The organism is Paractinoplanes ferrugineus (assembly GCF_016862195.1).
Taxonomy (GTDB): Bacteria; Actinomycetota; Actinomycetes; order Mycobacteriales; family Micromonosporaceae; genus Actinoplanes; species Actinoplanes ferrugineus.
This window is the reverse complement of the sequence record NZ_BOMM01000049.1, coordinates 67339-92524: the sequence shown is the minus strand read 5'-3', so window position 1 is coordinate 92524 and position 25186 is coordinate 67339. Positions and strand designations below refer to the sequence as shown.

At 67.3% G+C, this 25186-nt stretch carries 27 protein-coding genes and 1 pseudogene; 8 read left to right on the top strand and 20 right to left on the bottom strand.

Going from position 1 to position 25186, the window contains the following annotated elements; translation table 11 throughout:
- The first annotated feature begins 483 nt into the window (after positions 1–483).
- Together Afe05nite_RS26585 and Afe05nite_RS26580 are read left to right on the top strand one after the other, a co-directional pair.
- Positions 484–702, top strand: coding sequence for a hypothetical protein (locus tag Afe05nite_RS26585; RefSeq protein ID WP_203819935.1), 219 nt, complete (start codon positions 484–486; stop codon positions 700–702).
- Positions 699–1139 carry a hypothetical protein gene (locus Afe05nite_RS26580; protein WP_203819934.1) on the top strand — a complete coding sequence of 147 codons (441 nt, stop codon included), beginning with the start codon at positions 699–701 and terminating at the stop codon, positions 1137–1139. Before Afe05nite_RS26585 ends, Afe05nite_RS26580 begins: the two co-directional genes overlap by 4 nt.
- Here Afe05nite_RS26580 and Afe05nite_RS26575 read toward each other — a convergent pair.
- The 5 genes from Afe05nite_RS26575 to Afe05nite_RS26555 form a co-directional block, all read right to left on the bottom strand.
- Positions 1124–2107 carry a hypothetical protein gene (locus Afe05nite_RS26575; protein WP_203819933.1) on the bottom strand — a complete coding sequence of 328 codons (984 nt, stop codon included), beginning with the start codon at positions 2105–2107 and terminating at the stop codon, positions 1124–1126. The genes Afe05nite_RS26580 and Afe05nite_RS26575 overlap by 16 nt on opposite strands.
- A gap of 2 nt (positions 2108–2109) precedes the next feature.
- A complete protein-coding gene (locus Afe05nite_RS26570; RefSeq protein ID WP_203819932.1) occupies positions 2110–2760 on the bottom strand; it encodes a hypothetical protein in 651 nt (216 codons plus the stop codon).
- Positions 2757–3305 (bottom strand): hypothetical protein, encoded by a 549-nt coding sequence (locus Afe05nite_RS26565; protein ID WP_203819931.1) that lies wholly within the window; start codon positions 3303–3305, stop codon positions 2757–2759. The genes Afe05nite_RS26570 and Afe05nite_RS26565 overlap by 4 nt, the downstream gene beginning before the upstream one ends.
- A gap of 576 nt (positions 3306–3881) precedes the next feature.
- Positions 3882–4892 carry an acyl-CoA desaturase gene (locus tag Afe05nite_RS26560; protein ID WP_239118210.1) on the bottom strand — a complete coding sequence of 337 codons (1011 nt, stop codon included), beginning with the start codon at positions 4890–4892 and terminating at the stop codon, positions 3882–3884.
- A gap of 111 nt (positions 4893–5003) precedes the next feature.
- On the bottom strand, positions 5004–6239 hold the full coding sequence (locus tag Afe05nite_RS26555; RefSeq protein ID WP_203819930.1) for an MFS transporter: 1236 nt from the start codon (positions 6237–6239) through the stop codon (positions 5004–5006).
- Between the two features lie 162 nt (positions 6240–6401).
- Here Afe05nite_RS26555 and Afe05nite_RS44035 point away from each other — a divergent pair.
- Positions 6402–6944: pseudogene (locus tag Afe05nite_RS44035) on the top strand (MGDG synthase family glycosyltransferase); the annotation flags it as partial.
- Positions 6945–7544: 600 nt separating this feature from the next.
- Here Afe05nite_RS44035 and Afe05nite_RS44030 read toward each other — a convergent pair.
- The 3 genes from Afe05nite_RS44030 to Afe05nite_RS26540 are packed head-to-tail and all read right to left on the bottom strand — an operon-like array spanning position 7545 to position 10365.
- Positions 7545–8357, bottom strand: a complete 813-nt coding sequence (locus tag Afe05nite_RS44030) for a glycosyltransferase (RefSeq protein ID WP_239118209.1) — start codon at positions 8355–8357, stop codon at positions 7545–7547.
- Positions 8354–9136, bottom strand: coding sequence for a hypothetical protein (locus Afe05nite_RS26545; protein ID WP_203819928.1), 783 nt, complete (start codon positions 9134–9136; stop codon positions 8354–8356). The genes Afe05nite_RS44030 and Afe05nite_RS26545 overlap by 4 nt, the downstream gene beginning before the upstream one ends.
- The gene (locus Afe05nite_RS26540; RefSeq protein ID WP_203819927.1) at positions 9133–10365 is read right to left on the bottom strand and encodes a sensor histidine kinase; all 1233 of its coding nucleotides are present in this window, start codon (positions 10363–10365) and stop codon (positions 9133–9135) included. The genes Afe05nite_RS26545 and Afe05nite_RS26540 overlap by 4 nt, the downstream gene beginning before the upstream one ends.
- Before the next feature lie 118 nt (positions 10366–10483).
- On the opposite strand from Afe05nite_RS26540, the gene Afe05nite_RS26535 reads away from it, so the two are divergent.
- From Afe05nite_RS26535 to Afe05nite_RS26525, 3 genes are all read left to right on the top strand, one after another.
- Complete coding sequence (locus tag Afe05nite_RS26535; RefSeq protein WP_203819926.1) at positions 10484–10681, top strand: hypothetical protein; 198 nt, start codon at positions 10484–10486, stop codon at positions 10679–10681.
- Between the two features lie 204 nt (positions 10682–10885).
- Positions 10886–11128: a hypothetical protein gene (locus Afe05nite_RS26530; protein WP_203819925.1), complete on the top strand. Its 243-nt coding sequence runs from the start codon at positions 10886–10888 to the stop codon at positions 11126–11128.
- A 263-nt stretch (positions 11129–11391) separates the two neighbouring features.
- Entirely contained in the window at positions 11392–11721 is a 330-nt protein-coding gene (locus Afe05nite_RS26525) for a hypothetical protein (protein ID WP_203819924.1), read from the top strand.
- 70 nt (positions 11722–11791) lie between these two features.
- Here the strand turns inward: Afe05nite_RS26525 and Afe05nite_RS26520 are convergent, their stop codons facing one another.
- The 12 genes from Afe05nite_RS26520 to Afe05nite_RS26465 form a co-directional block, all read right to left on the bottom strand.
- The gene (locus Afe05nite_RS26520; RefSeq protein WP_203819923.1) at positions 11792–13081 is read right to left on the bottom strand and encodes a hypothetical protein; all 1290 of its coding nucleotides are present in this window, start codon (positions 13079–13081) and stop codon (positions 11792–11794) included.
- Between the two features lie 160 nt (positions 13082–13241).
- Positions 13242–13952: a prepilin peptidase gene (locus Afe05nite_RS26515; protein WP_203819922.1), complete on the bottom strand. Its 711-nt coding sequence runs from the start codon at positions 13950–13952 to the stop codon at positions 13242–13244.
- On the bottom strand, positions 13949–16702 hold the full coding sequence (locus Afe05nite_RS26510; RefSeq protein ID WP_203819921.1) for an AfsR/SARP family transcriptional regulator: 2754 nt from the start codon (positions 16700–16702) through the stop codon (positions 13949–13951). Before Afe05nite_RS26510 ends, Afe05nite_RS26515 begins: the two co-directional genes overlap by 4 nt.
- 14 nt (positions 16703–16716) lie before the next feature.
- Positions 16717–17148 carry a pilus assembly protein TadG-related protein gene (locus Afe05nite_RS26505; RefSeq protein WP_203819920.1) on the bottom strand — a complete coding sequence of 144 codons (432 nt, stop codon included), beginning with the start codon at positions 17146–17148 and terminating at the stop codon, positions 16717–16719.
- The gene (locus Afe05nite_RS26500; RefSeq protein ID WP_203819919.1) at positions 17145–17645 is read right to left on the bottom strand and encodes a pilus assembly protein; all 501 of its coding nucleotides are present in this window, start codon (positions 17643–17645) and stop codon (positions 17145–17147) included. The genes Afe05nite_RS26505 and Afe05nite_RS26500 overlap by 4 nt, the downstream gene beginning before the upstream one ends.
- An 8-nt stretch (positions 17646–17653) precedes the next feature.
- Positions 17654–18061 carry a TadE family protein gene (locus tag Afe05nite_RS26495; RefSeq protein WP_275407513.1) on the bottom strand — a complete coding sequence of 136 codons (408 nt, stop codon included), beginning with the start codon at positions 18059–18061 and terminating at the stop codon, positions 17654–17656.
- Positions 18058–18252, bottom strand: coding sequence for a hypothetical protein (locus Afe05nite_RS26490; RefSeq protein ID WP_203819917.1), 195 nt, complete (start codon positions 18250–18252; stop codon positions 18058–18060). Before Afe05nite_RS26490 ends, Afe05nite_RS26495 begins: the two co-directional genes overlap by 4 nt.
- Positions 18253–18341: 89 nt before the next feature.
- Positions 18342–19250 (bottom strand): type II secretion system F family protein, encoded by a 909-nt coding sequence (locus Afe05nite_RS26485; RefSeq protein WP_203819916.1) that lies wholly within the window; start codon positions 19248–19250, stop codon positions 18342–18344.
- Entirely contained in the window at positions 19247–20071 is an 825-nt protein-coding gene (locus tag Afe05nite_RS26480) for a type II secretion system F family protein (protein WP_203819915.1), read from the bottom strand. Before Afe05nite_RS26480 ends, Afe05nite_RS26485 begins: the two co-directional genes overlap by 4 nt.
- A gap of 3 nt (positions 20072–20074) precedes the next feature.
- Positions 20075–21403: a TadA family conjugal transfer-associated ATPase gene (locus Afe05nite_RS26475; RefSeq protein WP_203819914.1), complete on the bottom strand. Its 1329-nt coding sequence runs from the start codon at positions 21401–21403 to the stop codon at positions 20075–20077.
- 7 nt (positions 21404–21410) lie between these two features.
- Positions 21411–22103 (bottom strand): CpaE/TadZ family protein, encoded by a 693-nt coding sequence (locus tag Afe05nite_RS26470; protein ID WP_203819913.1) that lies wholly within the window; start codon positions 22101–22103, stop codon positions 21411–21413.
- A gap of 1 nt (position 22104) precedes the next feature.
- Positions 22105–22758: an SAF domain-containing protein gene (locus Afe05nite_RS26465; RefSeq protein WP_203819912.1), complete on the bottom strand. Its 654-nt coding sequence runs from the start codon at positions 22756–22758 to the stop codon at positions 22105–22107.
- A 799-nt stretch (positions 22759–23557) separates the two neighbouring features.
- On the opposite strand from Afe05nite_RS26465, the gene Afe05nite_RS26460 reads away from it, so the two are divergent.
- Positions 23558–24151, top strand: a complete 594-nt coding sequence (locus Afe05nite_RS26460) for a hypothetical protein (protein ID WP_203819911.1) — start codon at positions 23558–23560, stop codon at positions 24149–24151.
- Positions 24139–24999, top strand: a complete 861-nt coding sequence (locus Afe05nite_RS44025) for a hypothetical protein (RefSeq protein ID WP_239118208.1) — start codon at positions 24139–24141, stop codon at positions 24997–24999. The genes Afe05nite_RS26460 and Afe05nite_RS44025 overlap by 13 nt, the downstream gene beginning before the upstream one ends.
- The last annotated feature ends 187 nt before the right edge of the window (positions 25000–25186 follow it).

The window sequence follows — 25186 nt, the reverse complement described above, 5'->3', positions numbered from 1 at the left end:
CGGTGGGAAGTACCGCGCGAGTCGCGCGGTCGCACCATGGTCTGCTTTGGGTTCGCTTCGATGGCGACACTGTGCACGTTGATCCTGCTAAGCACGCTCCCGGTCGGCGACCCGAGACGGCTGAGTTCGCGGATCGTGGGACTTCTTCGGGCGGCGTTCTGCGTCACGATGGCGTGGCCGATCGCCCTAATCGGCGCCTGGATAGGCGACCGAGGCATTAAGATCAACACGGCAGGTCGAACACGTGTCGTGCGATGGCTGGAGTTCGATCAGGTCTGGCTCGTCCGGCCGCACGATACAACGCCTTGGCTCTGTGGATCTCCGTCCGCGACGGGCCGGACATTGAGACCTCGCTCCGAGGCGAATCCCTTCGCGTCATGCACCGCAATAGAACAAAGCTCCAGCATCCCACGAGCGTCGGCGTGCAGCTTGAAGCACTCGGCGTACCAGAGCCCACGTTGTTCGACGGGGCGGCCCGCGCTGGTGAACTTCATCCTCGGTGTGGCCAGACAGAACGCCGTGAATGCCCGCGCTCTGTCCGACCGGACGGCTCTGCTGGATGCCGTCGCCGCACCATGGACAACGCTGGACCCGGCAAGACACCCGAGCCTGCATAGTGCCATCGCGCAGTTGCCCGACCACGACAACCGTGGGAAGTTTCTGACCGGCTTCGAGTTGGTCTGCGCAAACGGACGCCAATGACGCCAGCTGGCCGGGACGCCGAGCATCAGGAACGCGAGGAGGAACTTGAGCGTGCGGAGGACTGCCAGGCAGCACTCGTCGGATTCGTCGACACCGCTTCCAAGCCCGGGTTCTACCAAAAGCCGGTAGAGCCAACGATCAGGGCCCAACTTCTCGGCAATCTCGACGACGCCCGCCCGGTCTTCCAAGTCTTGTCTACAAGCAACCTAATCCCGTTCATGGAACTGCTGAACAGGTTGGAGGGAACCCAGCCGATCACCCACGAAGAGCTTCTTCCCCTGGTCAACAGCGTGCTGCGCCCATTGAACCTCGCGGTGAAGCGCTTCAGCAAACGCCATCGACTCGCCGCCCAGACCGGTCGTGAGGTACTGACGGTGCGCCTGACCGATGAGTCGTTCGCCGACGAGGACGAACAGGACACTCACCCGAAGCCGTGATCAAAGTGCTGCTCATCCTCCCTATCCGGCGCAGGCCCCAGAGGGTCGAACTCCGGTTCACCTTCCGGTGTTGGGTCCTCGCCCCCAAGTTGGAGTCCAATCGTGATCGACACTTGTGCGAACGGTGAGAGATCGTCGAACTCCTCCTCGAGATCCCACCGGCGGATCCCGCGGGCGGTCATCACCCGGGCCGCGATCGCCACGGCACAGGCGAGATCCAGATCCACCACGTCGACCCGAGAGTGACCGGTCGACCAGTGGAACGAGTCGGCCATTGCGAACTCCAACTGCCGGCCGTGAGCCCGGGCGACCTCGGCGACGACCCGGTTCAGATTCGACCGGATCTCTTCGTTGTCCGGCGTCAGCCGGGAGGTCAGATCCCCGATCTGCCACCAGGTCGAGAAGGGCTGTGCAGCCGCGCCGACCGCGATCGACCGCGGAGCCCCAGGAACCTCCGTCACTTCCTGCCCAAGATCGGCTACGGCAGCGAGAAAGAGGTAGATCCGTTGTACTGGCTCGAGAAGGCGGGCCGCCCGAGCGAACAACCGGTCGGCGCTGGCGGTCGACATCCCCCGGTTACCCGTCGCGGCGACGAGGAGGAAGTCACCGAACGGCAAACCGACATCGCGATAGACATGGCCTGCACGGATCAGGTCCGCGCGACCTGCACGGGTGTCCAACAGGAGATTTGCGATGGCCGCTAGGCGAAGGGAGTCCGCGATCTCGCCAGGCCTGATCCACGGGTCGGACGGAGCGGGCCGGTACTGCTCTAAGACCTGCGCGTCCCGGCCAAAAAGGTCGATGGCACCGTCGCCGACACCTGCCGGCGGCCCGTATCGCATCATCTCCACGATGGCCCGCACGTCAAAGGGCGATTCTTCGAGATCCGCATAGGCTCGGTGAAAGCGGACCTGTGCTTCGATCGCCGGCCGGTCCAGGCTGAGGGCCTCCCACAGGTGCGCGGGCAAAGTCAAAGCATCCTCCGCTCTGCGAGCAGCGCCGCCGGGTGGCAGAACCCCGGGTTGACCAAGACCTTGGCGAGGCGCGGCGACCGACCCGGCCGCGGTTCGTAATATTCCGCGCAGAGGATCTGCGCCGACGGCACGTTGAGCTTGGCCGCGACCTCGCCTTGCCAGTACCACCCGGAGAAAGCGCGGTTGTGGTTGAGTTCCCGCACCTCCTCGGCGACGGCCGGGATCCGCACGGCGGGATTGGAGCCCACGACCACGTAGCAGTAAAGGACCCAGCCATGACACGGCGGCCGGGCTGGGTCGGCATAGTCCGTGGTGGCGAAGTCCAGCGCCGTTCGCAGTGCACGGTGCACCTGATTGGTCTTCGACTGCACGTCGCGGTCGACGCACCCCGCCGACAGCGAGATGAACGGCGTGACCTCGCAGAACGGCAGCCCGCTATCAGGATCCGGGCTACTGAAGTCGTTGACATGGCGATGAAGGCCAGCCTCGGTGAGGCGCTCCATCGCGTCTCTCACCATGAACGATCCGGTAGCCTTCCAGCTGCGGAACCAGTCCTGGCAGATCAGTCCGACGTGATTGGAGAACATCTCCAGGATCTCGGCCTCACCGACTTTTGCGAGGCCTTTGCAGCACCACTGAACGATCATGCGCCCACCTCGGATCCCAGCACGGCGATCAACGCCTGGTATCGATGCTTGACGACATCCGGCGACGTGCGCTTCTCCTCGACAGCGAACATATCGTTCCAGCCCGATTCCCAGCCATCTGCGAATGTCGTCTTCCTGCTCCCATGCTGTGAAGTAGGCCCGGTGCGAAGCCGCGCGCTCTTTCCCGGCTGGACGAACGTCTCGAACAAGACGTCGAAGAAGGCCTCGTAGGCGGTCCGAGCCTCTGGGGAGAAGAAGGGGCTGTTGGCGTGGAACAGCTGATCGAGCCGTCGCTTGCGAAGCAGGACCTCCGGCGGCGAAAGCTCCTTCCAACGGCCTACCCAGGCGAAATAGCAGTACAGGTCGTTGAGGTCAGGCAGCGCCTCGCTGAGCAGCGCGATCCGCTTCTCCACCAGTTTCTGGCTGAACCACTGACGGTTCTCCGCGCGCTTAAGGGCACGATTCAGTACATAGGCCATCACCGCCACGGCGACCGGTATGGTGCCAGCGACGATCAGCTTCGCAATCTCCAGACTGTTCCACATCGATGTGATCGTCGCAGATGCCGGTCTATCTGAGGACCGCCGTCAGTGCCATCTCTCCCGGAAATTTGCAGTAGTCGTCCGAGGGCTGGGTGGCGCGCCCGTGAGCAATGGGACATCGGCCTGAACGCCCATCGGGCGATGATCCACCATCCCGCCGCTTCATCCACTCTCATGGCCGCTGATAACGGGTGCGGGGAGATCGCCGCAGGAACCACCGGAGTGCCGGGCGGCAGCCATCGCTCCGGGAGTACCTCACGACATGGGACCGTCGCCCGGCACTCCGACAGCGTAGGCATCTCATGATCTGGTCCGGCGGGCAGAACTGCCCGCTCAATCAGCCTCAGGCATCGCGCGCCAGGTTCCTCCCGGACTGTGCTCGGTCGTCCGCCGACACTCACAGCAGTCACGCTTGGTGGTTCAGACTGGTCAGCAGGTTCGCCTGGGTAGGAGCCGAAGACCGGCGGCAACTAGCTGGGCAAACCCATTCAAACCGTCGGAATAGCCCCGTACTGTCGCGGTAAAACCATAAGCTTTTTATATGCACTGATTTAGCCGTTGGCTCAGCCGCTGGGAATTTCAGACGACCGGCTTCGCGCGCCGAGACAGCCGGTGCAGCCTGCCTTCGCTTGGCCATCGGACGTCGTGCGCCCAGCCCAGGCGTTCGCAGAGCCAGATGAGCCGCGCCGAGATGTCGACCTGGCCGCGCAGGACGCCGTGCCGCGCGGAGGACGGGTCAGCGTGGTGCATGTTATGCCAGGACTCGCCCATCGACAGCAACGCCAACGGCCAGAAGTTCGCCGACCTGTCCCGGCTGCTGAACGGCCGGGACCCAACCATGTGGCAGATCGAGTTCACCGACCAGGTGACGTGATGTTGAAAGGCGATCCGTCCCAGCCCGGCCCAGATGAACCCGGTAAGCGCGCCTCGCCAGGAATGCGAGAGCAGGCCGCCGACCGCCGCGGGGAGCAGCACGCTGAGGGAAACCCAGAGGAAGAACAACCGGTCTACCGCGAGCAGGTCGCGGTCGGCGGCCAGGTCGGGTGCGTACCGGTCGATGTTCGTCCGGTCCCGGCCGAACAACCAGCCCATGTGCGCGTGCCAGAAGCCCTTCACCAGTGCGACCGGCGACGTTCCGAAGAGCCAAGGCGAATGCGGATCACCGACCTGGTCCGAGAACGCGTGATGGCGACGATGGTCGGCGGCCCATGGGATCACCGAGCCCTGGGCTGCCATGCCCCCCGCCACCGCAAGGGCGATACGCAGCCCTCGGCTGGCCCGAAAGGCCCGGTGCGTGAAGAGGCGGTGATAGCCGACGGTCACGCCGAGCATGGAAACCACGTAGAGGACGGCGGCCATCGTCAGGTCGGTCCACCCGAATCCCCAGCCCCAGGTCCAGGGTATGACGACCGCAGATACCAGAAACGGTACGACAAGAAAGATCCGGATGGTCCACAGCTCCGGCCGACCTGCCTGATGGGAAATGATCGGCTTTACGGTCGGCGCCGGAACATCCGGGAAATACGGATCAACGTCGGACGTGGTCATCGACACACCCACCTCACCCATGCGCCAGACACCGTGGCTCACGCGGTTCGATCCTTCCGGGGCCATAGCCTAACATGCCGACTGGGCCCGACAGTTATTCGCACGGGGCAGCGGAGATCAACTCAGAATAGGCGGAAGGAATGGAACTCCCGATCACCGGACCGAGGTGATCCGGCCGACCAAAATTGCCCCACCGACCGCCACCAGGCCGGACAGCGCGTATAGCATCTGATAACCGCTTCCGGCCGTCACAATGGGCGCCGCTATTGCGGGAGCGAGCACCTGCGGCAACGAGTTGGCGATGTTGAGCGTACCCATGTTCTGCGCCCGGGAATCGGATGCCGGAAGCACCTGAGTGATGAGTGCGAAATCCACCGCAGTATAAATGCCGAAACCAATGCCGAGGACGAACGCGCAAGCCACTACCACTGGCCAGCTCGGACGGGCAGCGATCACCGCCGACGCGGCCGCCATCACCAGGCTCGAAGCGATGACGAAGACCTTCCGTCGGCCCAGCCGGTCCGAGGCGTAGCCGGCGAGCACCACGGACAGCACGATCGCCGCGAGGTTCACTCCGCCGAGCAGGAGCACCCCTTCTTCGGCGTCGGCGACATGCAGCTTGTCGCGCAAAAAGTACAAAGTGTAGGTCAGCGCCAGCGCGTTGCTCAGATTGATCAGAAACCGAGTCGACCAGGCCCAGAAGAAGTCCGGGAACCGGCGAGGATCGATCCAGAAGCCGGCCACGAAGGTGCGGAGATCCGAGCCTCGGCGCGCCGCACCGAGACCCCGCGTCAGGCGCTGCTCGGCGAACAGGAGAGGCAATATCAGGACGGCGAGGGAGGCGGCACAGGCGAGGTAGCCGGAAACCCCAGGAAATACGGTCGCGAGCAGTGCGGCGAACGCGATGCCGACGACCTGGGACAGGCCGACGTATCCGGCCACCGCGCCGCGCCGGCGGTCCGGAATCCGGTCCGGGACGAGTGCGCTCAGCGCCGACCACGAGGCGTTGAGGGCCGCCTGCACGGCACACCAGAGGACGGCGACCTGCACCACGTCGCGCGCAAAACCCAGCACTACCAACCCGGCAAGGCCCAGCAGCGAACCGCCCGCGATCCACGGCACCCGCGGGCCCGACCGCGAGACGGTCCGGTCGGACAACGCACCGACGACCGGATTGACGATCATGGAGAGCAAGGCACCCGCGCCAAGAACCCATGCCAGCGCTCGTTCCTTATCGCCTGGCGCCAGGTGTTCGAGCTGGTTGGGAAGCAGAATCTGTATCGGCCCGAATAGCGCGGTCGCGGTTCCGGCCCAGGCGAGGCAGAAGGTGAACAGCCAGCGCCGGTCCGGCCGACCGGATAAGCCCGGCTCCGAGGCGGACATTTTCATGTCGCCTCCGACGCCATAATCGGGCCTTGACGCGTCACCACGTGATGCAGCAAACCATGTGGCCAGCACTGACGCAACAACCGCACGTCGCGATACGACGACAGTTCCCTGGCAACCCGAAGGCGGTCCTCAAAGAGTTGATCTTCGTCTATACTCTGAACTATGACGCGACGTGATCCCCCGAAACGAATTGTGATCGCCACCGCGCCTTTCGGGAATGGGCACACAGCAGCTGCCGAAGCAATTTCCGACGCCTTGCGGAGCACATGGCCGGAGGCAGCGGTCGACATCATCGACGTCGCGGCCGAGCTGTATCGGAAACTTCCCCTCGGCTTCGGAATGCGCCGGTTCTACCGGTGCGCTGCAACCCGGTGGAATGGCATTTTCCATCGCGCCATCTACTGGACCTTCGACCGGCTGCCCGCACAGCTCGCCCGGTGCACCGACCTGCTGTGGGGCCGTCGGATCGTCCGCGCGATCCGGCGACCGGGAGAACCCGACCTCATCGTGGCGACCTACCCGACCATCGGGTTCGTCCTGCGTCGTCGCATGCCGCCCACGGTGCCGGTGGTCAACTACGTCACCGACGCAGGCCGCGCGAACCGGATCTGGTTTCAGGGAGCCATCGACGCGTACCTGGTCATCGACGAGACCGTCGCCCATCGCGCAGTCGCCTGCGGGGTCGACCTCGGCCGAATACACGTAGTCGGCCTGCCCGCCCCGCCGCCCCGGCTCTCGATGCCGACCACGAAGCAGGCACGCGCACTGCTCGGGATAGCGGAGGACGAATTCGTCGTACTCTTCACGGCCGGGGGTGCAGGGCTCGGCACGGGCGTATTGCGGACCGCCGAGCTGGTGGTCAAGCACGGATTGGCTGCCTTTGCAATACTGAACGCTGGCGACAACGCGCGTCTGCACCGGCATTTCCGCAAACTGGCCACCGAGGGCCGCGGGCTGGCGACGGGGCTCGTTGACGACCTGCTCGTTTACCTGGTCGCGTGCGACGTCGTCGTCGGCAAGGCCGGCATGATGACCCTCGCGGAAGCGACTGCCGTCGGACGGCCGACCCTGATCGTCGATGTCATTCCCGGGCAGGAAAGAGGTAACGCCCGGCTGGCCCTCGGCATCGGCTCGGCATTGATCACGTCGCCGGAGGACGCGGCGCGCCGCCTCGCCGGGTACCTCCCGAGCCGAGCTCTCCTCGGCGAGCACTTCGCCGTCGAGCGCGCTCGGCGCCACCTCGACGGATGGGCGTCGCGGTGCACCGATTCGCTGACTGAGGTGGTGACCCGGCAGGAACGCGGGCTACGACCCCGATGTCCTGAGGTCGCGGGGAAACCTTCTGCTCCCGGGCGCGGCATGAGCTCCGAACGCGTAATCGATCTCGCCGACCGCGTAGGTCCTGCGCCTCAGCCGACGCGCCAGATCGATCACTAGGTAACGCCAGAACAGCCTCGCCGAGGCGGCGACCGGGAGGTCGAACCGACGTGTCGAGTAGATCAGCCAGGGTCGCGCGTACAGTCGCACCCTGTACCCGGCCGCGAGCAGGTCGTCCGAGAGCATAAAGTCCTCGGATATCGCCAGGTCGTTGCGGTATCCGCCGATTTCCGTGAAGGCGCTTCTGCGCACTAGAGTAGCGAAGCCTGGCAGCGCGGCGCGGCCGAACAGATTCATGAACCGCAGGTACCACCAGGACACCCGGGTCCCCGCGCGCAGGTGCCATTTGAACGAGTCGGCGTAGAAATTGAAGGTTGCCGCCGGCGGACCGTCCCGCACTATTATTCGGCGAACGTCTGCTAGAAAACCGTCCGGCAAAATGCCGTCGGCGTCGAGAAACAGGATCCAATCGCCTACCCCGGCGGCAGCTCCCGCGTTTCGGGCCGCACCAATGCCCCGCGACGCATGGACGACGGTCAGCTCCGGCATCAGTCCGTCGGCCGCCCGACCCGCCGGCACCTCGTCCTGGTCGTAGACCACGAAGACACGCGTCCGGGTGAGGTCCTGCTGGGCGACCGAGTCGAGCAGATGTTCGAGCCAGGCACCGTCGCGGTAGGTCGGGATGACGACGTCGAGAACGCCATGCGACCCCTCGCGGTCGACGCGGTCTCCGTCCGTCATGCCCGCCACCCGGTCGTCGAGTGCGGGAACAGTTCGTGGACGGCCTGGTCGAGAAAGAACTCCCAGTGAAAGACGGCATAACTGCTGAGTACGTTCATCTGTTGCTTCCTCGGGTTTATCCGTGGGTCGAGGGTGGCCAATTGGAGCGCCATCGGTGACATGCATTTGCGTATCGTGCCCTGGTCGTAATGCGTCATCCGGGCGGTCACCTCATGCGCCGTGGACCCGGCTGCCAGCGCCCGCCAGATCGCCCGCCATTTGGTGTCGCCGAACAGCACCTCCCGGATCGGTAAAAGGCCAGGCCGTGGCAGAAACGCCTTGATGGCGCTATCGACATGGGATCGTCGCGCCGCGGCCGCCTCGATGGCTCTAGCGATCTCTTCGACGCTTGACTCCTTGGAGCAGTAGGACCGCACCCGGAACTCCTGGTGCGCCAGCACCAGGTGCAGTGCCCGGTTGGGATCGCCGCTGGTCCAGATCACGGCGGCTGGGGGCCGCTCCAGCGTGGACGCGTGGTGCAGCGTGGCGAGGCCGCTCAGATTGTATGGTTCGAGCTCGGAAAGCGAATTCCTCGCCGCCTCACGGACCGCGTTATAGCTCTCGGACAAGGCACGGTAGAGCACGTCGACCACCACGACGTCGTAGCTCCGCTCTGCCAGGCGGCCGTTCGCATCGTCGGGGGTGAGCGCCAACTCCACGTCGTACTGGAATCCCTGGGCCAGCTTTTCGCAGATGAGGCCCGCGTATTGTTGGTGATCCTCGACGACCAGGACCCTCATCCGCGGCCGGCCCATCCGTGCGGGGTGGTGGGGATGGTCACCTGTGCCGCCTTCCGCTCCGACTCCGACGTCGAGGCTTCCAGGATGAGGTCGCCTCCGGCCCGACGCAACGCCTCCCTCAGCTTGAACAGGCTACCGGTCGGGTCGTCGGCCGCCCGCGGCGGAAATGGCGGGGCGTCGTCGGCGACCTCCAGATGCACGAGTCCAGCGCTGACCCGAAAGTCGATCCAGACGGATGCCGCCCCGTGAGTGATGGAATTCTTGAGAAGATCACCGAGCGCCCTGCTCAGGAGGGCTCCGGTCGGTTGTGCCACCGTCATGACGTCCACCCGCGGGATCGCCTGCACCGAAACCACCTGACGAATCCGTCGAATGTGCAGGCCAATCACTTCCGCCACCGAAACGTATTGCTGTGCCACGGACAGCCTCATACGTTCCTCCAGAACCGCTGTAGACAGTTCCTTGAGCGCCTGTACCACCTGGTCCGGGCGATGATCACGGTAACCCATCTCCGCCAGCCGCAGTCCCGTCTCGATGTCGCTATGCAGGTAGCCGAACTGCCGGTCGTACTCCTTGCGTAGCAGCTCGGCCTGCGACGCGGCCGCCCGCCGGCAGATCCGGCCGATCGCCTCCCCCGCCGCCCACATTCCGCCCACCATGATGGCCTGCGCCAGGGTGCCGCGGACGTTGTACGACGTGATCGTTCCATTCACGACCCGCATGACGATTAGGGGCTCCAGCGCGATGGCTGCGGCAATGGCGCCCTTGATCCAGAGGCTGATCGGCTTGTATTGATTGCCGATCCAGGGATAGAAGGCGGCGATTGCCACTGGAGAGACGGGATAGCCGCAGAGCTGCGGACACACCGGACTGATGCCGTAGTCGCCGGGCGGCACGAAGGCGGCCATCATCACGGGCATCGAGAACACCGGGGCGAACCAGAGCAGCGGCCAGAATGAGCCCCGGTAGAAGGGGCCGCCGAAACGGACCGTCACGGCGCCGACGACTAGGTGCAGGACTGCGAATCCGATCATGAAGGTCTGTTCGTTGTGGGACAACTTGTCGGCGTTGATGGTGCTGAAGATCGCGAACGCCTGAATGACAAACGCAACCGACTCCACCCTGCCGACCAGCGACCGGATAGTCGTTCGGGTCATCACGGCATTCAGCGGTACCGGCGCCCGGCTGGAGGGCGAAAGCGCTTCGGCCATCGAGTCGAAAACCTCCATGCTATCGGCTCCACCAGGAACAAGTGTTCTCGATCTGGCGCCCTGATCTCCGGACTATTTCAGGTAGCGCAACGAAGCCACGGCGGTGAAACGCTGGCGGAGTCCGAGGGAGTGGGCAATGCAAAAGATCAAACGCAGGGTGAGGCGCGCGGTTGGAGTGGATGCTACCGCCGGCCGATTGGATGGGCGCCGTGCCCGCCCGTCGATCTCCTCGGCGGAGGACGATGGCCGGGTGCTCGCACTGACGCTGAAGGTCATCTCCGCGGCGGGAACATTGCTCAGCGGAGTCGCCGCCCTGATCCGGGCCCTTCACTGAAGAGGTGGCGCCAGCGCAGGAGTCGCGGCTCATGTGCCTCGGTACCGGCTCTGGCCCTTACTCGTAACCGACTCGTCCACCGGCACCCCAGCACGGTCGCCTTATGTGACGGAGAGTCGTCCGACGCTGTCCGGAGCACGAGGCGGCTAACGGTGCGGGCAGCCAGGATGAGACGTATCTGGCTTACTCGTCAGGCTCGGGCCGATGCAGACTTGCGTACAACTCGCCGACGGCCTCGGCACCCGCGGCGTCGAAGTCAGCTCTTCGGCGCCGACAGACGAGGTACTGGACGCGGATGATGAGGAAGCCAAGCCCGGCGACAAGGGCGAGCAGGATCACGATTCCCCACCCAATGGCGGTGAAGATGTGCCGGGCCGCGCCCTGCATCGACAGGACGACAAAGGTGATCGCACCAACATCGCCATGACCTCGCCGGTGGTGAAGTAGAGCGCCTGGCGCTTCAGCCGATCCCTGATGTGCGCGGTGTGATCCGCGCGATAGACCAGGGACACCTGGCAAGCGTCCCGCATCCCGGGCGGGTCGCGCGGCCCCGATCATGGGCCGCCGGGACCATTCAACCTGTCGCCGTTTGCCCTGGTGCGGGCCGGGTTCATCGCCGGATGGGCCGGGGCAGGGCTTGACGGTTCGCGCGGATGGAGCGGGACGCGTCCGTCCGGCACGAACCGATCATGCCCGTGAGGGGACACGTCATGACCCATCCGCACACGCAAGATCCGGAACTACTGATGGACGCGCTCACCGCCGTCCGTGACGCCATACTGCTCTGTTCTCCGATGATCAGGAACCCGGATCGGGAAGTGGTGACGGCCATGCTGAATACCGCGACCGCCGCCGGGGAGTTCACGGTGCTTCTGCTGCGGGAATCGGCTCCGCCCGCGGACGACGAGGAACCGGGTACGGGTGAGGCGTTGGAGCGCGCGACTGATCTCACGGGTGATGCCCGTCGTCACCTCGTCACCGGTTTCCACCTCATGGGCGGCGCCCGTGCCATCGCGACCAGCGTCGCCGAGAATCGATAGGCTGGACGACGAATGCCCTTGCTGGCCTGGTGCTTCCGCCTGTTGAGCGGGGCGCCAGGCCAGAGCTGTTTCAGCGTCCGGCCGTCGCGGTGATTCTGATGTGGTCGGGAAGGTCGGCCTCCCACTCGCGGCGTTTACGCCGTCCGAGGCCGGTACTGGGCGGAACTCCGGCGGCCCGGGACAACTCGGCTCCGGTGGGGACACGGCCTTGGGCAGTCTCGCTGTCCCAGAACCGGCGCATGGCGGCGACGGCTGAACGATCGGCCTCCTCGTCACCGCCGTGATCGTCGTCATCCTCGTCGGGACCGCCATATGGATCGGATGGTGCGGAAATCCACGGATGCGATCGGCGATCTACCCCAGAGACTTCGGCGGCCCACCGGGTGCCGCTGCTGTGATCCCGCTGCACCTCTTTGTCTGTTCCCGGTCCGGGACGAAATTCGTAACGCGGAAGCTGGGCCTGCTCGCCCTCGGCGGTGGTCGCGGCAGGAAGATCTACGTGGCCGCCCGGCGCCGGTAGGTGCGCAGGCTCGGCCGCCGCCATCACCGGCGGGTCGTCCTCGGCGGGGCCGGCCATACCGAGCTCGGATGGAACTGCTGGCGCTGGCGGGTTGCTCGTGCTCAGCCGCCAGACGTTGAACCGGGCCACGGCCTCGGGAGAGGTGGCGTCGACCACGCCGTAGAGCGTGGCTATGTAGATCTGCATGGCTTCGCGTTCGTCGGCAGCGCCGGGGAAGTCGGCGAGGCCGATGTGTTCGGCGGCATGCATGGCTTGCCGGATGACCCGGTTGTGGGCGCGCCGGATCCGCCAGGTGGCGGCTTTCTTGTTCTGGAGCAGGTAGAGGCGTAGGCGGGCGCGGCCGAGCCGGGCGCGGCGGCGGGCGCGGTCTACCTCGGTGACGTCGCGGTCCTGGGCCTCGGCCAGCCGCAGCCAGACAAGGATCCGCTCGACGGTGACAGTCCAGTGGATACGCGACATGGTGCGCCCGAGCCGGACGCTGCGCTCCGCGGCGAGCGCGCGTTCCCACATCCAGGCGGCGACCGGCGGTGCCGCCAGGCGTAGGCAGAGTTCCCGGAAGCTGCTGGCGTCGAGGGCCGACAGGCTCGCGGTCAGCCCGGCGAGAACCCAGACCGCGACGCCGTCAACGCCGGTGGTGCCTTTCTCCGGTTCCCGCAGTAGCCGTGCCCGTGCCAGCAGCGCGGACGCGAACAGGGCGACCTCGATGTAGGCGAAGAACACGATCCGCAGCGGCGATTGGCCGAGGATGTCGGTGAAGAACTTCCACATGCCCGACGCGGAGACCATCGTCGCCAGGGCCGCCGCAATGACGGTCAGGATATTCGCGACGAGCAGCGCCAACCGGTGCTCGGCCAGCCGGCGGATCCGGTGGGTGACGAGCAGGATGAGGCCGAGTCCGGTCAAGAAGGCGGCGCTGACTACGAGTGTGTGGTTCTCGTTGTAGAGGGTGCGCAGGTCGTCGAGGTTCACCATGAGATCCGGTTCTGCTGGTGTGCGCCGGTCACGGCCAGAGCACGACGGTCAGGGCGGCGCCGATCAGGAACGGGCCGAGAGGCAGGAACGCTCCCCGCGGAAGGCGGCCGATCTTGCGGAGCGTGATCGCGGCGAGGGCGGCGGACCCGAAGCCCAGCAGCATTCCGGCGTACACGGCGTGCCAACTGTTCCAACCGAGAGCGGCGGCGAGCGGGACGGCGACCGCGACGTCACCCCAGCCGAGTTGTCCGCGTACGAGGACGGCCAGGACCGCGAGGAGCACGGCGAGCGTGACCGCAGCGATGACGGCCCGGCGCCAGGCGTGCTGGTCCCCGGCGACGGCGAGCAGGCCGAGGAATCCTGCCGTGGAGGTGATGCTGATGCGCAGCGGGAGCAGCATCGCGGCCAGGTCGACGAAGACCAGCACGATCATGGTCGCGGTCCACCACGCGTACGCGGCGAGCGTCCACCCGCTCTGGCCGGTCAGCGCGAGGGCGACGGCGGCCAGGACGGTGGCCGCTTCAACCGTGCAGGGCGGTGCGCCGATACGCTGCCCGCACCCAGTGCATCGGCCGGTGGGCGCGGCGGCGCTGGCCCACAACGGTCGGCCGCATGAGCACGCGGTGCGCCAGGGCTGGTCGTCGGGAACGCTGTGCGCGGCGATGGCCCAGCGCAGCAACGGGGTGATCGCGAGCGTGAACAGCAGTCCAGCGCGGCGCGCCGTGGTGGTGGTCGTCATTTGCTGTCCAGGCTGGTGCGCAGCGTGTTGGCCAGTTCGAGGGTGTCTTCGCGCGGCTCGGCATCCAGGTCGGCCAGGGCCTTGGTGAGAGCGCGCAGCAGGGTCCGGATTCCGTCGGCGTCGGCCCGGGCGTGGCGGGCGTGCATCGCTTTGACGTAGAGAGCCTCGTTGTAGCGGTCCATCCCGATCGCCTTGTCGAGCAGGTCGGACGCGGTCTGCGGGTCGCTGTCGAGCAGATCGTCGGCCAGCATCAGGTGCGCTTCGGTACCCCAGCGGCGCACCGTCTCGCGGTGCGGCTGGATCCACTCGTAGTCCTGGCCCTCGGCCAGGGGCGCGCTGCACAGCTCGCAGGCGGCGGCCAGCAGGTCCCGGCGGTGCGGCTTGGTGGCGATGGTGGCCTTGCGCATCAGGTCTCGCAACGTCCAGACGTCGACGTCCACGGTTGCCGGATCGAGCCGGTAGCGTCCGGCCGACTTGATGACGTACGCGTTCTTGGCCTCGGCGGTGCCGGCGCGGCCGAGCACGTGGCGCAGGTTGGAGGCGTTGGTGTGCACGCGCTGGTCGGCCTGGTTAACGCGGGCATCGGGTTCCAGGTACTCGCCGATCTCCCGGGTGGCGGCCCCATCGGGATGCACCGCGAGATACACGGCCAGTTCGAGGGCTTTGGCTCGTAGCGGCCGGCCTTCCGCGGTGATGTCTTCGATGCGGGGTCGGCCGAGGACCCGCAGCCGCGCCCGGCCTTCTCCGACCGCGGGCGCTGCGCTGGCCGGTTCCGTGGAGTCTGGGCCGGGGACGGCGACGGTGGGTGGGGTCGTGTCGGTCGGGGTGTTCTCGGTGCGGCTGGCGTGCAGCGGTACGACGGTGACGGGGATTGCCGGTGAGGTGATGGCGGGTGGTTCCCCGGTTTGGGCTTCGCGCAGCGTGGTCAGGATTTGGATCGCCGCGCCCGGCTCGAGGACGGGCAGCCGGGACGGCATCGGTTCGCTGGTCTGCCCGGAGACGAGCATGGTGTGCCCGTCGGAGGCGACCTTTATGGTGGCGCCGTGGGCCCATTCGCCGAGCAGCAGCGCAGATACGTGCAGTCCTTCGCCCAGCGCGAGGGCGACCTTGGCGCGCATGCGGGCGCCGGCGGGCGGAGTCTCGGTGATGAGCATGACCGGCGGGAGAGCTTCCTCGTCGGGCGCGGCCGTGCGGAGTTCGTCGAGGTCGGTGAGGGTGTGTTCGTCCAGGATGCGGCTGCGGTGCAGTAGCCGGGCTTCGGCGGCGGTGAGGGCATCGTCGAGGTTGTCGGCCAGGTGCAGGCGCGGCCAGGGGCCGAGGGTCACGACGTCCGGGCCGAGCAGGGTGGCCATGGTTGCGGCGTCGATGATGACCTCCGCGCGTGTGTCCGGGTGGTGCGGGCCGCCGGAGGAGAGCACGGCCACGAGAGCGGCACGGGCGGCAGCGGTCGCGCCGTCGCCGACCAGGCCGGTTCCGCCGGGCGGCAGCGTTGCGAGGTCTGGCATGCCCGGCGGCTCGGCTTCGCTGTCGTCGGGGTTCGGCAGGTCGGGGTTGTGGTTGACCGCGCGGCGCAGCGCGACCACGGGCGGTGGTAGTTCGGTTGGCGGGCCGTCGTCGGGTTCGCCGGTGTAGCGGCGGCGGCGCTGGCGCCAGACCAGGAGCGTGGCGGCGCTGATCGCGGCGGCGAGGATCCACGGGACCCAGCTCGACGGTGAGAGTTGTACGCCGTGCTCGTCGTGCGACGCGGCCGTACTCGGCGTGTCCGGATCTGACGCCGCCGAGGCCGAGGATGCCGGGACGGACGCGGATGTCGGGGAGCTGGACGCCGAGGTTGGCGCGGCAGGGGCAGCGGCGGTCGCGGAACTGCTCGGTGTGGCGGCCGTCGAGGGGGCTGCCGTGCTGCTCGTCGTGGCTGAGGGCGAGCCGGGATCGGCGGCTGTCGTAGCGGGCGCGCTGCTCGGTGTTGCTGATGTTGACGCGGACGCTGACGGGCTGGCCGTCGTGGTCGGGGCCGCTGCCGGAGGTTGCGTGGTGTGGTGGGTGTTGCCGGTCTTCGCGGAGGCGGGTGGTTTGGCGTCGGCGGGTAGCCGCAGGTCCCAGCCGGGGAAGATCAGGTTGCAGTCGCGCAGGGTGCCGCCGACCGTGGCGAAGTGGCGGTGCTTGTTCAGCTGGCAGATCTCCGGCCATCGGTCGGTATTGCCGAGCCAGGCGGCGGAGATCTTGGACAGGCTGTCGGCGCGCTTGACGACGTATACGTATGTCTGGTTGCCGACGTGGATGGTGGCTGGGCCTTCGCTGACCGTTGCCAGCGCGACGGCTGGCAGGGCGCGCGGCGTCGTGGTGACGTCGGGTCCGGCGGCGGCGTGCGGGCTGGCGGTGGCCGCCGTTGCGGTCAGGACGGTGCCGAGCAGCATCGAGCTGACCAGGATCGATGCCGTGCTGCGCAGCGGGTTGCGGTGTGCCCGCAGGTGCAGGTCTTTGACGCCACGGATGGTGTCGCGCAGTTCGGCGTAGACGGCCTGTGCGAACAGCATCCAGACGAGCCAGATCGCGATGGCCAGCAGGTTGACCACCATGCGGTCGGTGACCCCGCCGTTCAGGAACGTGGTGAGGCTGCCGCGGTCGGGCATGCTGCCCGGTAGTGGCCAGCCCACGGCGATCACGAGCCAGGTAGGGACTCCGGCGACGATCGCGGTCAGGAGGCTGCCTGCGCTGATGCGGATGGCCGCACGGCCGAGCCAGGACAGCATCGTGTGTCTCCTCGTCAGGGGGTGATCGCTTCGGCGGTCGCCGTGGCGTGGACCGGGATGCTGCGGATACCGATCAGGCCGAGCAGTTGCGTCGGCTGGGAGGTGGTCACGCTGACCGTCACGGTGTCCGCGGTGACGGTGACGGTGCCGCGTAGTCCGGCGCGGGCGATCCAGCCTGCGGCGGACGTACGGGCCTTGTTCTGGTCGATGCGGATGACGCCGTTGATTCGTAGGGCGGCCAGGTCGAGTTCCCGTGCTCCGGCGCGCGCGGCGGCGTTGGCGACGGCTCGGGCGTTGACCTTCGTCGAGACGGCAAGTCCGGCGTCCAGGACGAGCCCGGCGAGGGCGAGCGCGGCGGCCAACCAGACGACGGTGAACGCGGTGACCGTCCCACGGTCGGCGGCACGGATGCGACGGCTGGCCGTAGGTGCTGGTGTGCAAGTCATGTCCCCGCCCGGTAAATGTCGATGGGTTCGGTCGCGGTGGCGTGGGCGGTCTTGGTCCCGCCGAGGCTGGGGATGCCGAGGTCTGCAATCGGCAGGACACATGCGGCGCGGACGGTGACGGACCCGCCGCGCCGGAACTGGCCGGTGTCGGTCGTCGCGGTACAGGTGAACTTGCTGCCGGAAGCCATCGCGCTGGCGGCCCGGCTGGCGGCCGTACGTGCGGCTCCCGCCGTCGGAGCGTCGGCGGCGGCACGGGCCGCAGCGGCAGCTACGGCGTGAGCGTCGATCGACACCGAGGCCGCCCGGCCGCAGAACACAATGAACATCGCCATGAGGATGAGGAACGGCACGACGAATACCGCGAGTTCGCTCGTGATCGAGCCACGGTCACCAGCCGCGAACCGGCGACCAAGCGAACCCGGCCTCATCCCCGTCCTGCGCCGCCGATCGGATCGTTGCCCCGCACACGCGCCAGGGTCTTCGATGTTCGAATCCATGGTCGTCCTTACGCGGGGCTTGCTGGATTTGCCGGAATCCGTTCGACCGGCGCGGTGACGGTGACTTTGATCGGGAAGGACAGGCCGGGGATCACGGCCTCGGCGCGGCCGGTGATCGTGATCGTGGCGGTGGTGGCGCTGCGGCTGGCGCTGACGGAGGTGCCGGACAGGACGCCGCCGGACAGGTCGGCCAGCAGCGCCTCAGTGTCGGATCGTCCGGCGGCGGCGCTGCTGCCGTAGGCCCGTGCGATCTGCACGCCTTCGTTGGCGGCGGCCTGTGCCATGTGGCTGGCGTGCTGCCAGAGGGCGAACTGGACGGCGGCCATCAGCAGGAGGCCAAGCAGAGGGGTGGCCAGCACCAGTTCGACGCTGGCCGCCCCTCGGTCGCGCCGGCGTCGGGGCGCCGTAGTGGTCACAGCGTGACGCCGTTGATCTTTTCCAGGACTTTCGGGCCGAGGATCGCCAGCGCCGCGAGGGCCAGTGCGACCACGAAGGCGGTCACGGCGATCATCTCCGTGCTGTAGCCGCCGTCGCGGTGGTGACGACCCGTGCGCTCCCGGATCTGCTGTGTGGAGGCTGCGGCGTATGCGACCAGGTAATACAACATTCGAGTACCTCCCGTGAGGGTTGACCGGCCTGGTGGATTCCGGACCGGAAGTTTGAAGACACTTCGGAATTCCTGAACTCACGGATCTCCTAGAACGCGCCGAGGATCGTGGCGAAAGCAGGGAAGATCAGGAAGATCAGGAACCCGCCGAGCAGGCAGACCAGCGGCAGCACCATCCGTTCGGTCGCTGATGCGGCGGCGGCCTCGGCCTCGGCGAGTTGGTGGGTCATCAGCGCGGACGACCGGGCGGACAGCGTCGACTTGATCCGTGCGCCTTCACTGCCTGCCATTGCCAGCGCGGCCGACAACTCGGCCAGGGCGGTCAGCCCGGCGGTCTCACCGAGCGTTCCGAGGGTCTGCCAGGGCGGGACCCGCCGCAGGTGTGCCGCTTCGACGGCCTGCCGCAGGGCGGTCTGCGCCCATCCCTCGGATTCGGTGGTGGCGTCACGCAGAGCTTGATCCACGCCCGCGCCACCGGCCAGCGAGATCACGACCAGGTCGAGCATTTCCGAGACGGCTTCACGCAGTTCGGCGCGGCGTTTGACGGCTTCGGACGCTACGGCGAGATCCGGCACGAACGCGCCGAGCGCGCCCAGGATCAGCGAGGCCCATACCGGTAGCTGCCAGCCGATCGGCGTGCCGCCGAGGGTGACCAGGGCGACGAACGCCGGGGGTAGCAGGAAGCCCAGAAACGCCATCGCGGCTTGCTCGGCCAGGTGCCGGCGGGGGTCTCGGCCGCAGATCCCCAGGTCGGCGCGGACCTTGGCACGGGGCAGGCCGAGCCGCTCCAGCAGCGGAGCGAACGGCCGCCCCAGCACGGCCAGCTGTCCCGCGTTCTCAGACGGGATGAACGGCCGCGCGTAGATCGTCATGCCGGTGGTGCGCGGATGCAGGGCGGCGAACGCCTGGGCCAGGGTGGGCCGGGCCGGGAACGTGAAGGCGACGAGCATCGCCAGGCCGAGCCCGGCCCCCGCGCCCAGCATGGTCGCCGTGATCATGTCCGGGCTCCTTCGGTCACGCCGATGCGGGCGAGGCGGGCAATGCCCAGGAAGCCGACCGCGAAGATGGCACCCACCACGACGAGCGTGAGCTGACCGGCGAGGCTGCGGTACGGGGCGAGGAACGTCGGGTTGAACAGGATCAGCCCGACCGCCATCACGATCGTGAACGCGGTGATCACCCGGGCATTGGTGCGAATCTTCGCGTGCCCGGGGGCGATCTTCAGTCGCAGGGTGGCTCGGGCACGTGCCCGGGTGGCCAGCTCGGTCAGCAGGTCGGCGAGCTGCCGGGACTGGCGGGTGGAGGCTTGGATCAGCGCTCGCACCACCAGCCGGCCGGTCCGGTCGTTGAGCCGGGCGCGCAGCTCGGCCAGGGCGATCGGTAGCCGGTGACCGAGACGCACGGCGGCGGCGAGGTCGTCGATCTCGTCCTTGATGGCGGCCGGCGCGTACGGGGCGGTGACGAGGATGGACTGTTCGAGCCCGGACGCCCCGGACAGGTTGTCGCGCAGCATCTCGGTCCAGACGGCGACGGCCTCGGTGCGCGCGAGGTCGCGGGCCGCCTTCTTGTTGGTGCCCAGCGCGATCGGCAGCGCGTACGCGCCGATCCCGGCGAGGATCGCGCCGACCGGCCAGCGGGTCAGCAACCCTGCCAGGGCGGCCACGGCCACCGCGACGGCGAGCCGGATGACGTGCTCACGGGTGAACCGGATCCCGGAGGGACGGCGTGGGTCGCCGACTGCGGGTGGCCGAAGACCGGCGACGACCGCCAGGAAGCCGAGGCCGACGCCCGCTCCGAGCAGGGCGGCGAGTGCGGTCATGAGTCACCACCCGACCCGGTCGATGAGGTGCGGGTCGAGTCCGGCGGCTTCCAGCCGGTCCAGGGTCTCGGTGCGCAGCGGCGTGTTCGGCACCGCGCGGCGTTCGTGGCCGGGCCGCCACACCTCGTTGGAGATCACGTCGCCGCCGTCGAAACCGACGACCTCCCGGACGCTGGACACCACCCGGGTCTTCGTCGGGGTCCAGTCCAGGTGCACGACCAGATCGAGAGCTTCGGCGATCAGCATGGCGCTCGCGTCGAAGTCCAGCTTCTCGGGCGACTGCTTGGCGTACAGCTTCATCCGGGTGAACACCTGCACGCTGGAGGACGCGTGGATCGTGGCGAAGCTGCCGTCGTTGCCCTGGCTCATGGCTTTGAGCAGGTCTATCACTTCGTCGCCGCGGGTCTCACCGACGATCACCCGATCCGGGTCCAGGCGCAGGGCGGTGTGCACCAGTGCCGTCATCGGGACCGCGCCGACGCCTTCCAGGTTCGGTCGCCGCGCCTGGAACATCACGACATTCGGATGCGCGACCGGATCCTTGAGTTCGAGTTCGTACTGGTCCTCGATGGTTACCAGCCGCTCGTGCGCGGGGATGGCGCGGGCGGCGGCCCTGGCGAACGTGGTCTTGCCGGTGTTGGTGCCACCCGCGAAGACCATGTTGAGTTTGGCGCGCATCGCTGCCTGGATCACCCGGCACAACGGCTCGTCCAACATGCCCTTGGCCATCAGGTCGTCGAGGTCGGCGTTGAACATCGTCGGACGGCGGATCGCCAGCGCAGGTCGACTCGACACCGACATCGTCGCGCACAACCGTTCCCCGTCGCGTAGCCGCATGTCCAGCACCGGGTTGGCCCGGTCGAACGTGCGTTCCTCGCCCTGGCCGGACAGGTCCGCCCCGAGCGCAGCCTCGGCTGCCAGCGCCCGAATCATCTCGATCATGGCCTCGTCGGATTCGGCGATCGGCGGCCCGACCTCTGACTTACCGCCGACGTAGCGGATGAAGACCTCGTCGGCGCCGTTGGCGTGGATGTTCTCGATCTCAGGGTTGCTCAGCAGGTGTTGCAGCCCGCCCGCGCCGACGATGTGGTCGATGACCGCGCGAGCCACCCGGGCTTCGGCCTCCGCCGACAGCGGGGCGCGCCCTTCGTCGAGCGCCTGCCGAGCCAGAGCGTCCAAGGCCTCGCCGGTGTAACGCTCGGCGAGCACACGCCGTTCGGTGGCGGGCAGCAGACCGCCTCCGGCATGCGCCCCCATCGCCTGGGTGACTTGCGCACGAAGCTCCGCGACGAGATCGGATTCGGACAATGCTGTGGTCAGCGGCATGGTCATGGGATCTTCACCTCACCTGGAAGTTGCCCTGGCGGACGAGGGACGCGGCCAAGGCTCGCGCGGTCGCGGGCAGGCCGAGGCGGTTCCACGCCCGACCGATCCGGCGTTTACCCGCGATGATCTCGGCGCTGTGCCGGTCCCACGGCATATGCGCGATCAGCGGGACGCCGACGAGGTGAGCCAGGTCCTCATTGGAGTAGCCGACCCGGCCGATGGTGACCAGCCGCGCCCGGTCGCTGGGGATCTCGGCCAGCGACAGGCGCAGCAGCGACAGAGCGTCGCCGCCGGCCACGACGAGGACCACATCCGCCAACTCCAGCAGCGGCAGCGCCGGAGAGCCGGGTTCCAGGCGACCGAGGTCGAGCACGATTGGGCGTTCCTTGGCCCAGCGTGCGGGCTCGGTGTCGGCCAGCAGCCCGATCGCCGCGCTGGCCTGCGGTCGCCCGGCGGCGGCGAGGACCGCGTCGATGCCGAACGGCAGGCGGGTGGTGTGCTCGCCGATGTCGGGGTGACCGCTGCGGCAGGCGTTGGCCAGCGATGCCAGGCCAGGGCTGTCGGGAAGGCCGTGCCAGCCGCCGAGGTCACCGCCGGCCGGATCCGCTTCGATCAGGAGCGCGGACTCATCCGGCCACACCGCGGCCAGCGCGCTGGCGAAACTGGTAGCCCCGCCGGATTTGACAGAGGTGACGGCGACCAGCATGTCAGCTCGCCACCAGGACCAGAGACAGGTCTGTTCCCGCCCCGGCGAGCTTCGTCGCGTCGGCGCGGGCCAGCAGCAGCGACACGATCGTCGTGCCGGTGCCGTCAGTCCCCTCGGTGATGTCGACGACGGTCGCGGCGACCGGCTGCGGTGTCGAGGTCGCGTCGGAGGTTCCGGTGACGTCGCTCTTGGCGACGGTGACGACCAGCGCATGGCTGCCGGGAGCCAGCCCTGCCGGGACAGCGCCCGGCTTGAACACCGCAGCAACAACGGCCTGACCAGCGCCGGGCCAAGACGCCGGTCCGAGCTGGGACTCCGCGAGCAGCGTGCCGGGCGCCAGCGGAACCGCCGGGCTCCGGCCGATGACCTGATCGACCTCAACAGCCTTGACCAGCGGCACGCTGGGGTCGGGCACAACGCGCACAGCCTTCAAGTCGTCGGCGGTCAGCGGTTGTCCTGCGGCCACTGCGCGAGCAATCGCCAGCACCTGGATCCGGGCGTCGCCACGAAGCTGGACCACCGCGAAAATGCCCGCGCACAGCAAAATGGATAGAAGCCCACCGACTAGCAACGACCAACGTCGCTTGGGTTGTACCGCTGGGCTCGGACTCGGCCTGGCCGGCGCTGCCCGCCGGCCTTCTGCGACCACGGTCATGGATCATCACCCCCGTAGCAAAACGCGAATCTCCGTCGTACCGGAGATCCAGAAGGCGTCGCCACGGACAAGTGCGTACGTAGATCGCCTACGTACACCGTGTACGTTCACCACGACAGTGAGTCGCTGTGCTTCTCACAGCGTTCCCACAGGTCAGGACATGTCTGGATTCGTTATCGCGCGAACAGCTGATAGATGATCGTCCAAATAGGGCAGAGCCATCAGACCTTGCGCCATCGAATCGGAAACCGTTTGCCGCTGGTGATCACCCGATGGCACGGTATTTAAGTTCTCGTGCAACTTGCAGACTCGGGGGAGTCAAGATTGACATCGAGCAGCTAATCCGTATTTCCGACCTGTTTCGCTTTCGCTGGGATCCGCCAATCCTGGCCGTGCTCGCCGAAGCGCCGTTCCGGTTCCGTGCGCTACATGGGCGCCTGGAGACGCACGTCGGCGAGCACGTAGACGACAACGCGTTGACGCGCAGTTTGTACCGCTTGACGCGTGCGGGACTGGTTCGGGTCGACACCATCCGATCGGGTAGGCGGCCGATCAAGACGTACAGCCTCAGCGACAAAGGTCGCGAGCACCTGGCGACCTACGAGGCGCTCGTCGCTGTCTACACGCACTTGCGCCTGCCATCGGCAAAGTGCGGCGGCTTATGCCCCGTCCACGAACGACGCCCGATGGAGCGCACGGAAGCTACCGACAGCATGTACGTGCCCAACTGTCAGTAGCGCACCCGGCGTGGTCTCGGGTAGGAAAGATCGCTCGGGGCCTCTCGCGTTGGAGGACAGGCATGAGACGCACAAACCCAGGACCGATTCTGGCGGTAGCGCTCGCGATGGCGGTGACGACACTGGCCGCGTGCACGGACCGCGATCCGCCGCCGGTCGAGATACCGAGCTCCAGCTCATCCGCGCCAGCACCTGCCCCTTCGAGCCCGTTACCGGCGTCGTCCGCGGCGCCGGTAACGGCCGAGGAGGCCAAACAGCAAGCACTCGCGGCGTACATGGGTATGCAGGAAGCATTCGATGCCGCGGGCCAGACCAGCGATCCTGACTACCCGGACCTTCGTAGGTACACCACCGGATCGGCGCTCGATCTGTTCACGACGGCGCTGACCAAACGGCAGAAGGAGGGCGTTTACGCCCGGGGCAAGACCGTCAGCCATGCCAAGGTGACCGAGCTGAGCCCAGCAAAGGCCCCGGCGAAGGCAGTCGTCGAGGACTGCATGGACACCCGCAAGACCGCGCTCTACAAGGCGAACGGCGAGCCGGTGTCGTCGGACAAAGGCGGATATCGCCTGGCGATCGCGGATCTCAAGATCACCGAAGGCATCTGGAAGGTGACGGCCCTCGCGGTACGGGAGGTGGGGTCGTGCAAACCCTGAGGCGTCTCCTCATCCCGCTGGTGGCGGCCGTTGTGCTGGTCGTTGCCATCCCAGGAGTAAGCCGGGCCGATGACGGGTGGGGAGGCGTCGACTGCTCCACGTCGCCCAGTAACCCCCGATGCACGGTCGAGGTCGGCTACACCGGCGGCGGCAGCGGCAATGACGGAGATGGCGGTGGGAGCATCTCGTGCACCATCGGTGGTCAGCCCGTGGAGTGCTACAACGAATTCGGCTGGCTCGGCAGCGACGGCTGCTACTACGGCAAGGACGCAGGTGGATACCTGCCGGCCAACCAGTGGATCAAGACCTGTATCAATCCCGAGACGGACGAGACGACCGACTGGGGCATCGTGATACTGGACCAGCCGCCCGCGGCGCTTGGCGTCCTCACCCAACGCGCCGTCGACAGCCTTGAGATCCCCACTCCCGCCATCGCGGCCAATCCCAAGTTCACCACCACCCAGGTCGTCTGGGTTCCGGTGTGGTGGTGGGTGCAGCCCGGATGGTGGCAGACCCAGACTGCGTCCGCCTCCGCAGGCGGACTGACCATCACCGCCAGAGCCGTACCCAAGAAGATCACCTGGGACGCGGGCGACGGCACCTCTGCCCGTGTCTGTGAAGGCCCGGGAACTCCGTGGACTGCAGCGGCCGGCATGGACACCGAGTCACCGGATTGTGGGCACACCTACACGGTCCCCTCTGGCGGAACCGGTTACACCGTCCGAGCGGTCGCAACCTGGGACATCTCCTGGAGCGGCGGCGGATTCTCCGGAACCGAACCGGCGATCACGACCGCCACCACCGCCAACGTCACCGTGACTCAACAACGCTCCGTCGTGTCCGGCTAACCGGCACGCCGAGGCGTCCCCATGCGGAACAGCCCATCGGATGCCCCAGCGTCGTTGAGCCCTCTCGCGTAACCCACTCACGACCACCGGATGGCCCGTAGAGCACTGCTCTACGGGCCATCCGGCGTTTCCGCCATCCGAGGAGGTACGAGATGAATGAAACCGCAGCCGTTCAACGACACAGAAC

What these genes read in the sequence shown, in the direction of transcription:
- Afe05nite_RS26580 (WP_203819934.1), top strand. Translation starts at nt 699, where the DNA reads ATGACGCCAGCTGGCCGGGACGCCGAGCATCAGGAACGCGAGGAGGAA.
- Afe05nite_RS26570 (WP_203819932.1), bottom strand. Translation starts at nt 2,760, where the DNA reads ATGATCGTTCAGTGGTGCTGCAAAGGCCTCGCAAAAGTCGGTGAGGCC.
- Afe05nite_RS26565 (WP_203819931.1), bottom strand. Translation starts at nt 3,305, where the DNA reads ATGTGGAACAGTCTGGAGATTGCGAAGCTGATCGTCGCTGGCACCATA.
- Afe05nite_RS26555 (WP_203819930.1), bottom strand. Translation starts at nt 6,239, where the DNA reads ATGAAAATGTCCGCCTCGGAGCCGGGCTTATCCGGTCGGCCGGACCGG.
- Afe05nite_RS44030 (WP_239118209.1), bottom strand. Translation starts at nt 8,357, where the DNA reads ATGACGGACGGAGACCGCGTCGACCGCGAGGGGTCGCATGGCGTTCTC.
- Afe05nite_RS26545 (WP_203819928.1), bottom strand. Translation starts at nt 9,136, where the DNA reads ATGAGGGTCCTGGTCGTCGAGGATCACCAACAATACGCGGGCCTCATC.
- Afe05nite_RS26540 (WP_203819927.1), bottom strand. Translation starts at nt 10,365, where the DNA reads ATGGAGGTTTTCGACTCGATGGCCGAAGCGCTTTCGCCCTCCAGCCGG.
- Afe05nite_RS26535 (WP_203819926.1), top strand. Translation starts at nt 10,484, where the DNA reads ATGCAAAAGATCAAACGCAGGGTGAGGCGCGCGGTTGGAGTGGATGCT.
- Afe05nite_RS26530 (WP_203819925.1), top strand. Translation starts at nt 10,886, where the DNA reads ATGCAGACTTGCGTACAACTCGCCGACGGCCTCGGCACCCGCGGCGTC.
- Afe05nite_RS26525 (WP_203819924.1), top strand. Translation starts at nt 11,392, where the DNA reads ATGACCCATCCGCACACGCAAGATCCGGAACTACTGATGGACGCGCTC.
- Afe05nite_RS26515 (WP_203819922.1), bottom strand. Translation starts at nt 13,952, where the DNA reads ATGACGACCACCACCACGGCGCGCCGCGCTGGACTGCTGTTCACGCTC.
- Afe05nite_RS26510 (WP_203819921.1), bottom strand. Translation starts at nt 16,702, where the DNA reads ATGCTGTCCTGGCTCGGCCGTGCGGCCATCCGCATCAGCGCAGGCAGC.
- Afe05nite_RS26505 (WP_203819920.1), bottom strand. Translation starts at nt 17,148, where the DNA reads ATGACTTGCACACCAGCACCTACGGCCAGCCGTCGCATCCGTGCCGCC.
- Afe05nite_RS26500 (WP_203819919.1), bottom strand. Translation starts at nt 17,645, where the DNA reads ATGGATTCGAACATCGAAGACCCTGGCGCGTGTGCGGGGCAACGATCC.
- Afe05nite_RS26490 (WP_203819917.1), bottom strand. Translation starts at nt 18,252, where the DNA reads ATGTTGTATTACCTGGTCGCATACGCCGCAGCCTCCACACAGCAGATC.
- Afe05nite_RS26485 (WP_203819916.1), bottom strand. Translation starts at nt 19,250, where the DNA reads ATGATCACGGCGACCATGCTGGGCGCGGGGGCCGGGCTCGGCCTGGCG.
- Afe05nite_RS26480 (WP_203819915.1), bottom strand. Translation starts at nt 20,071, where the DNA reads ATGACCGCACTCGCCGCCCTGCTCGGAGCGGGCGTCGGCCTCGGCTTC.
- Afe05nite_RS26475 (WP_203819914.1), bottom strand. Translation starts at nt 21,403, where the DNA reads ATGACCATGCCGCTGACCACAGCATTGTCCGAATCCGATCTCGTCGCG.
- Afe05nite_RS26470 (WP_203819913.1), bottom strand. Translation starts at nt 22,103, where the DNA reads ATGCTGGTCGCCGTCACCTCTGTCAAATCCGGCGGGGCTACCAGTTTC.
- Afe05nite_RS26465 (WP_203819912.1), bottom strand. Translation starts at nt 22,758, where the DNA reads ATGACCGTGGTCGCAGAAGGCCGGCGGGCAGCGCCGGCCAGGCCGAGT.
- Afe05nite_RS26460 (WP_203819911.1), top strand. Translation starts at nt 23,558, where the DNA reads ATGAGACGCACAAACCCAGGACCGATTCTGGCGGTAGCGCTCGCGATG.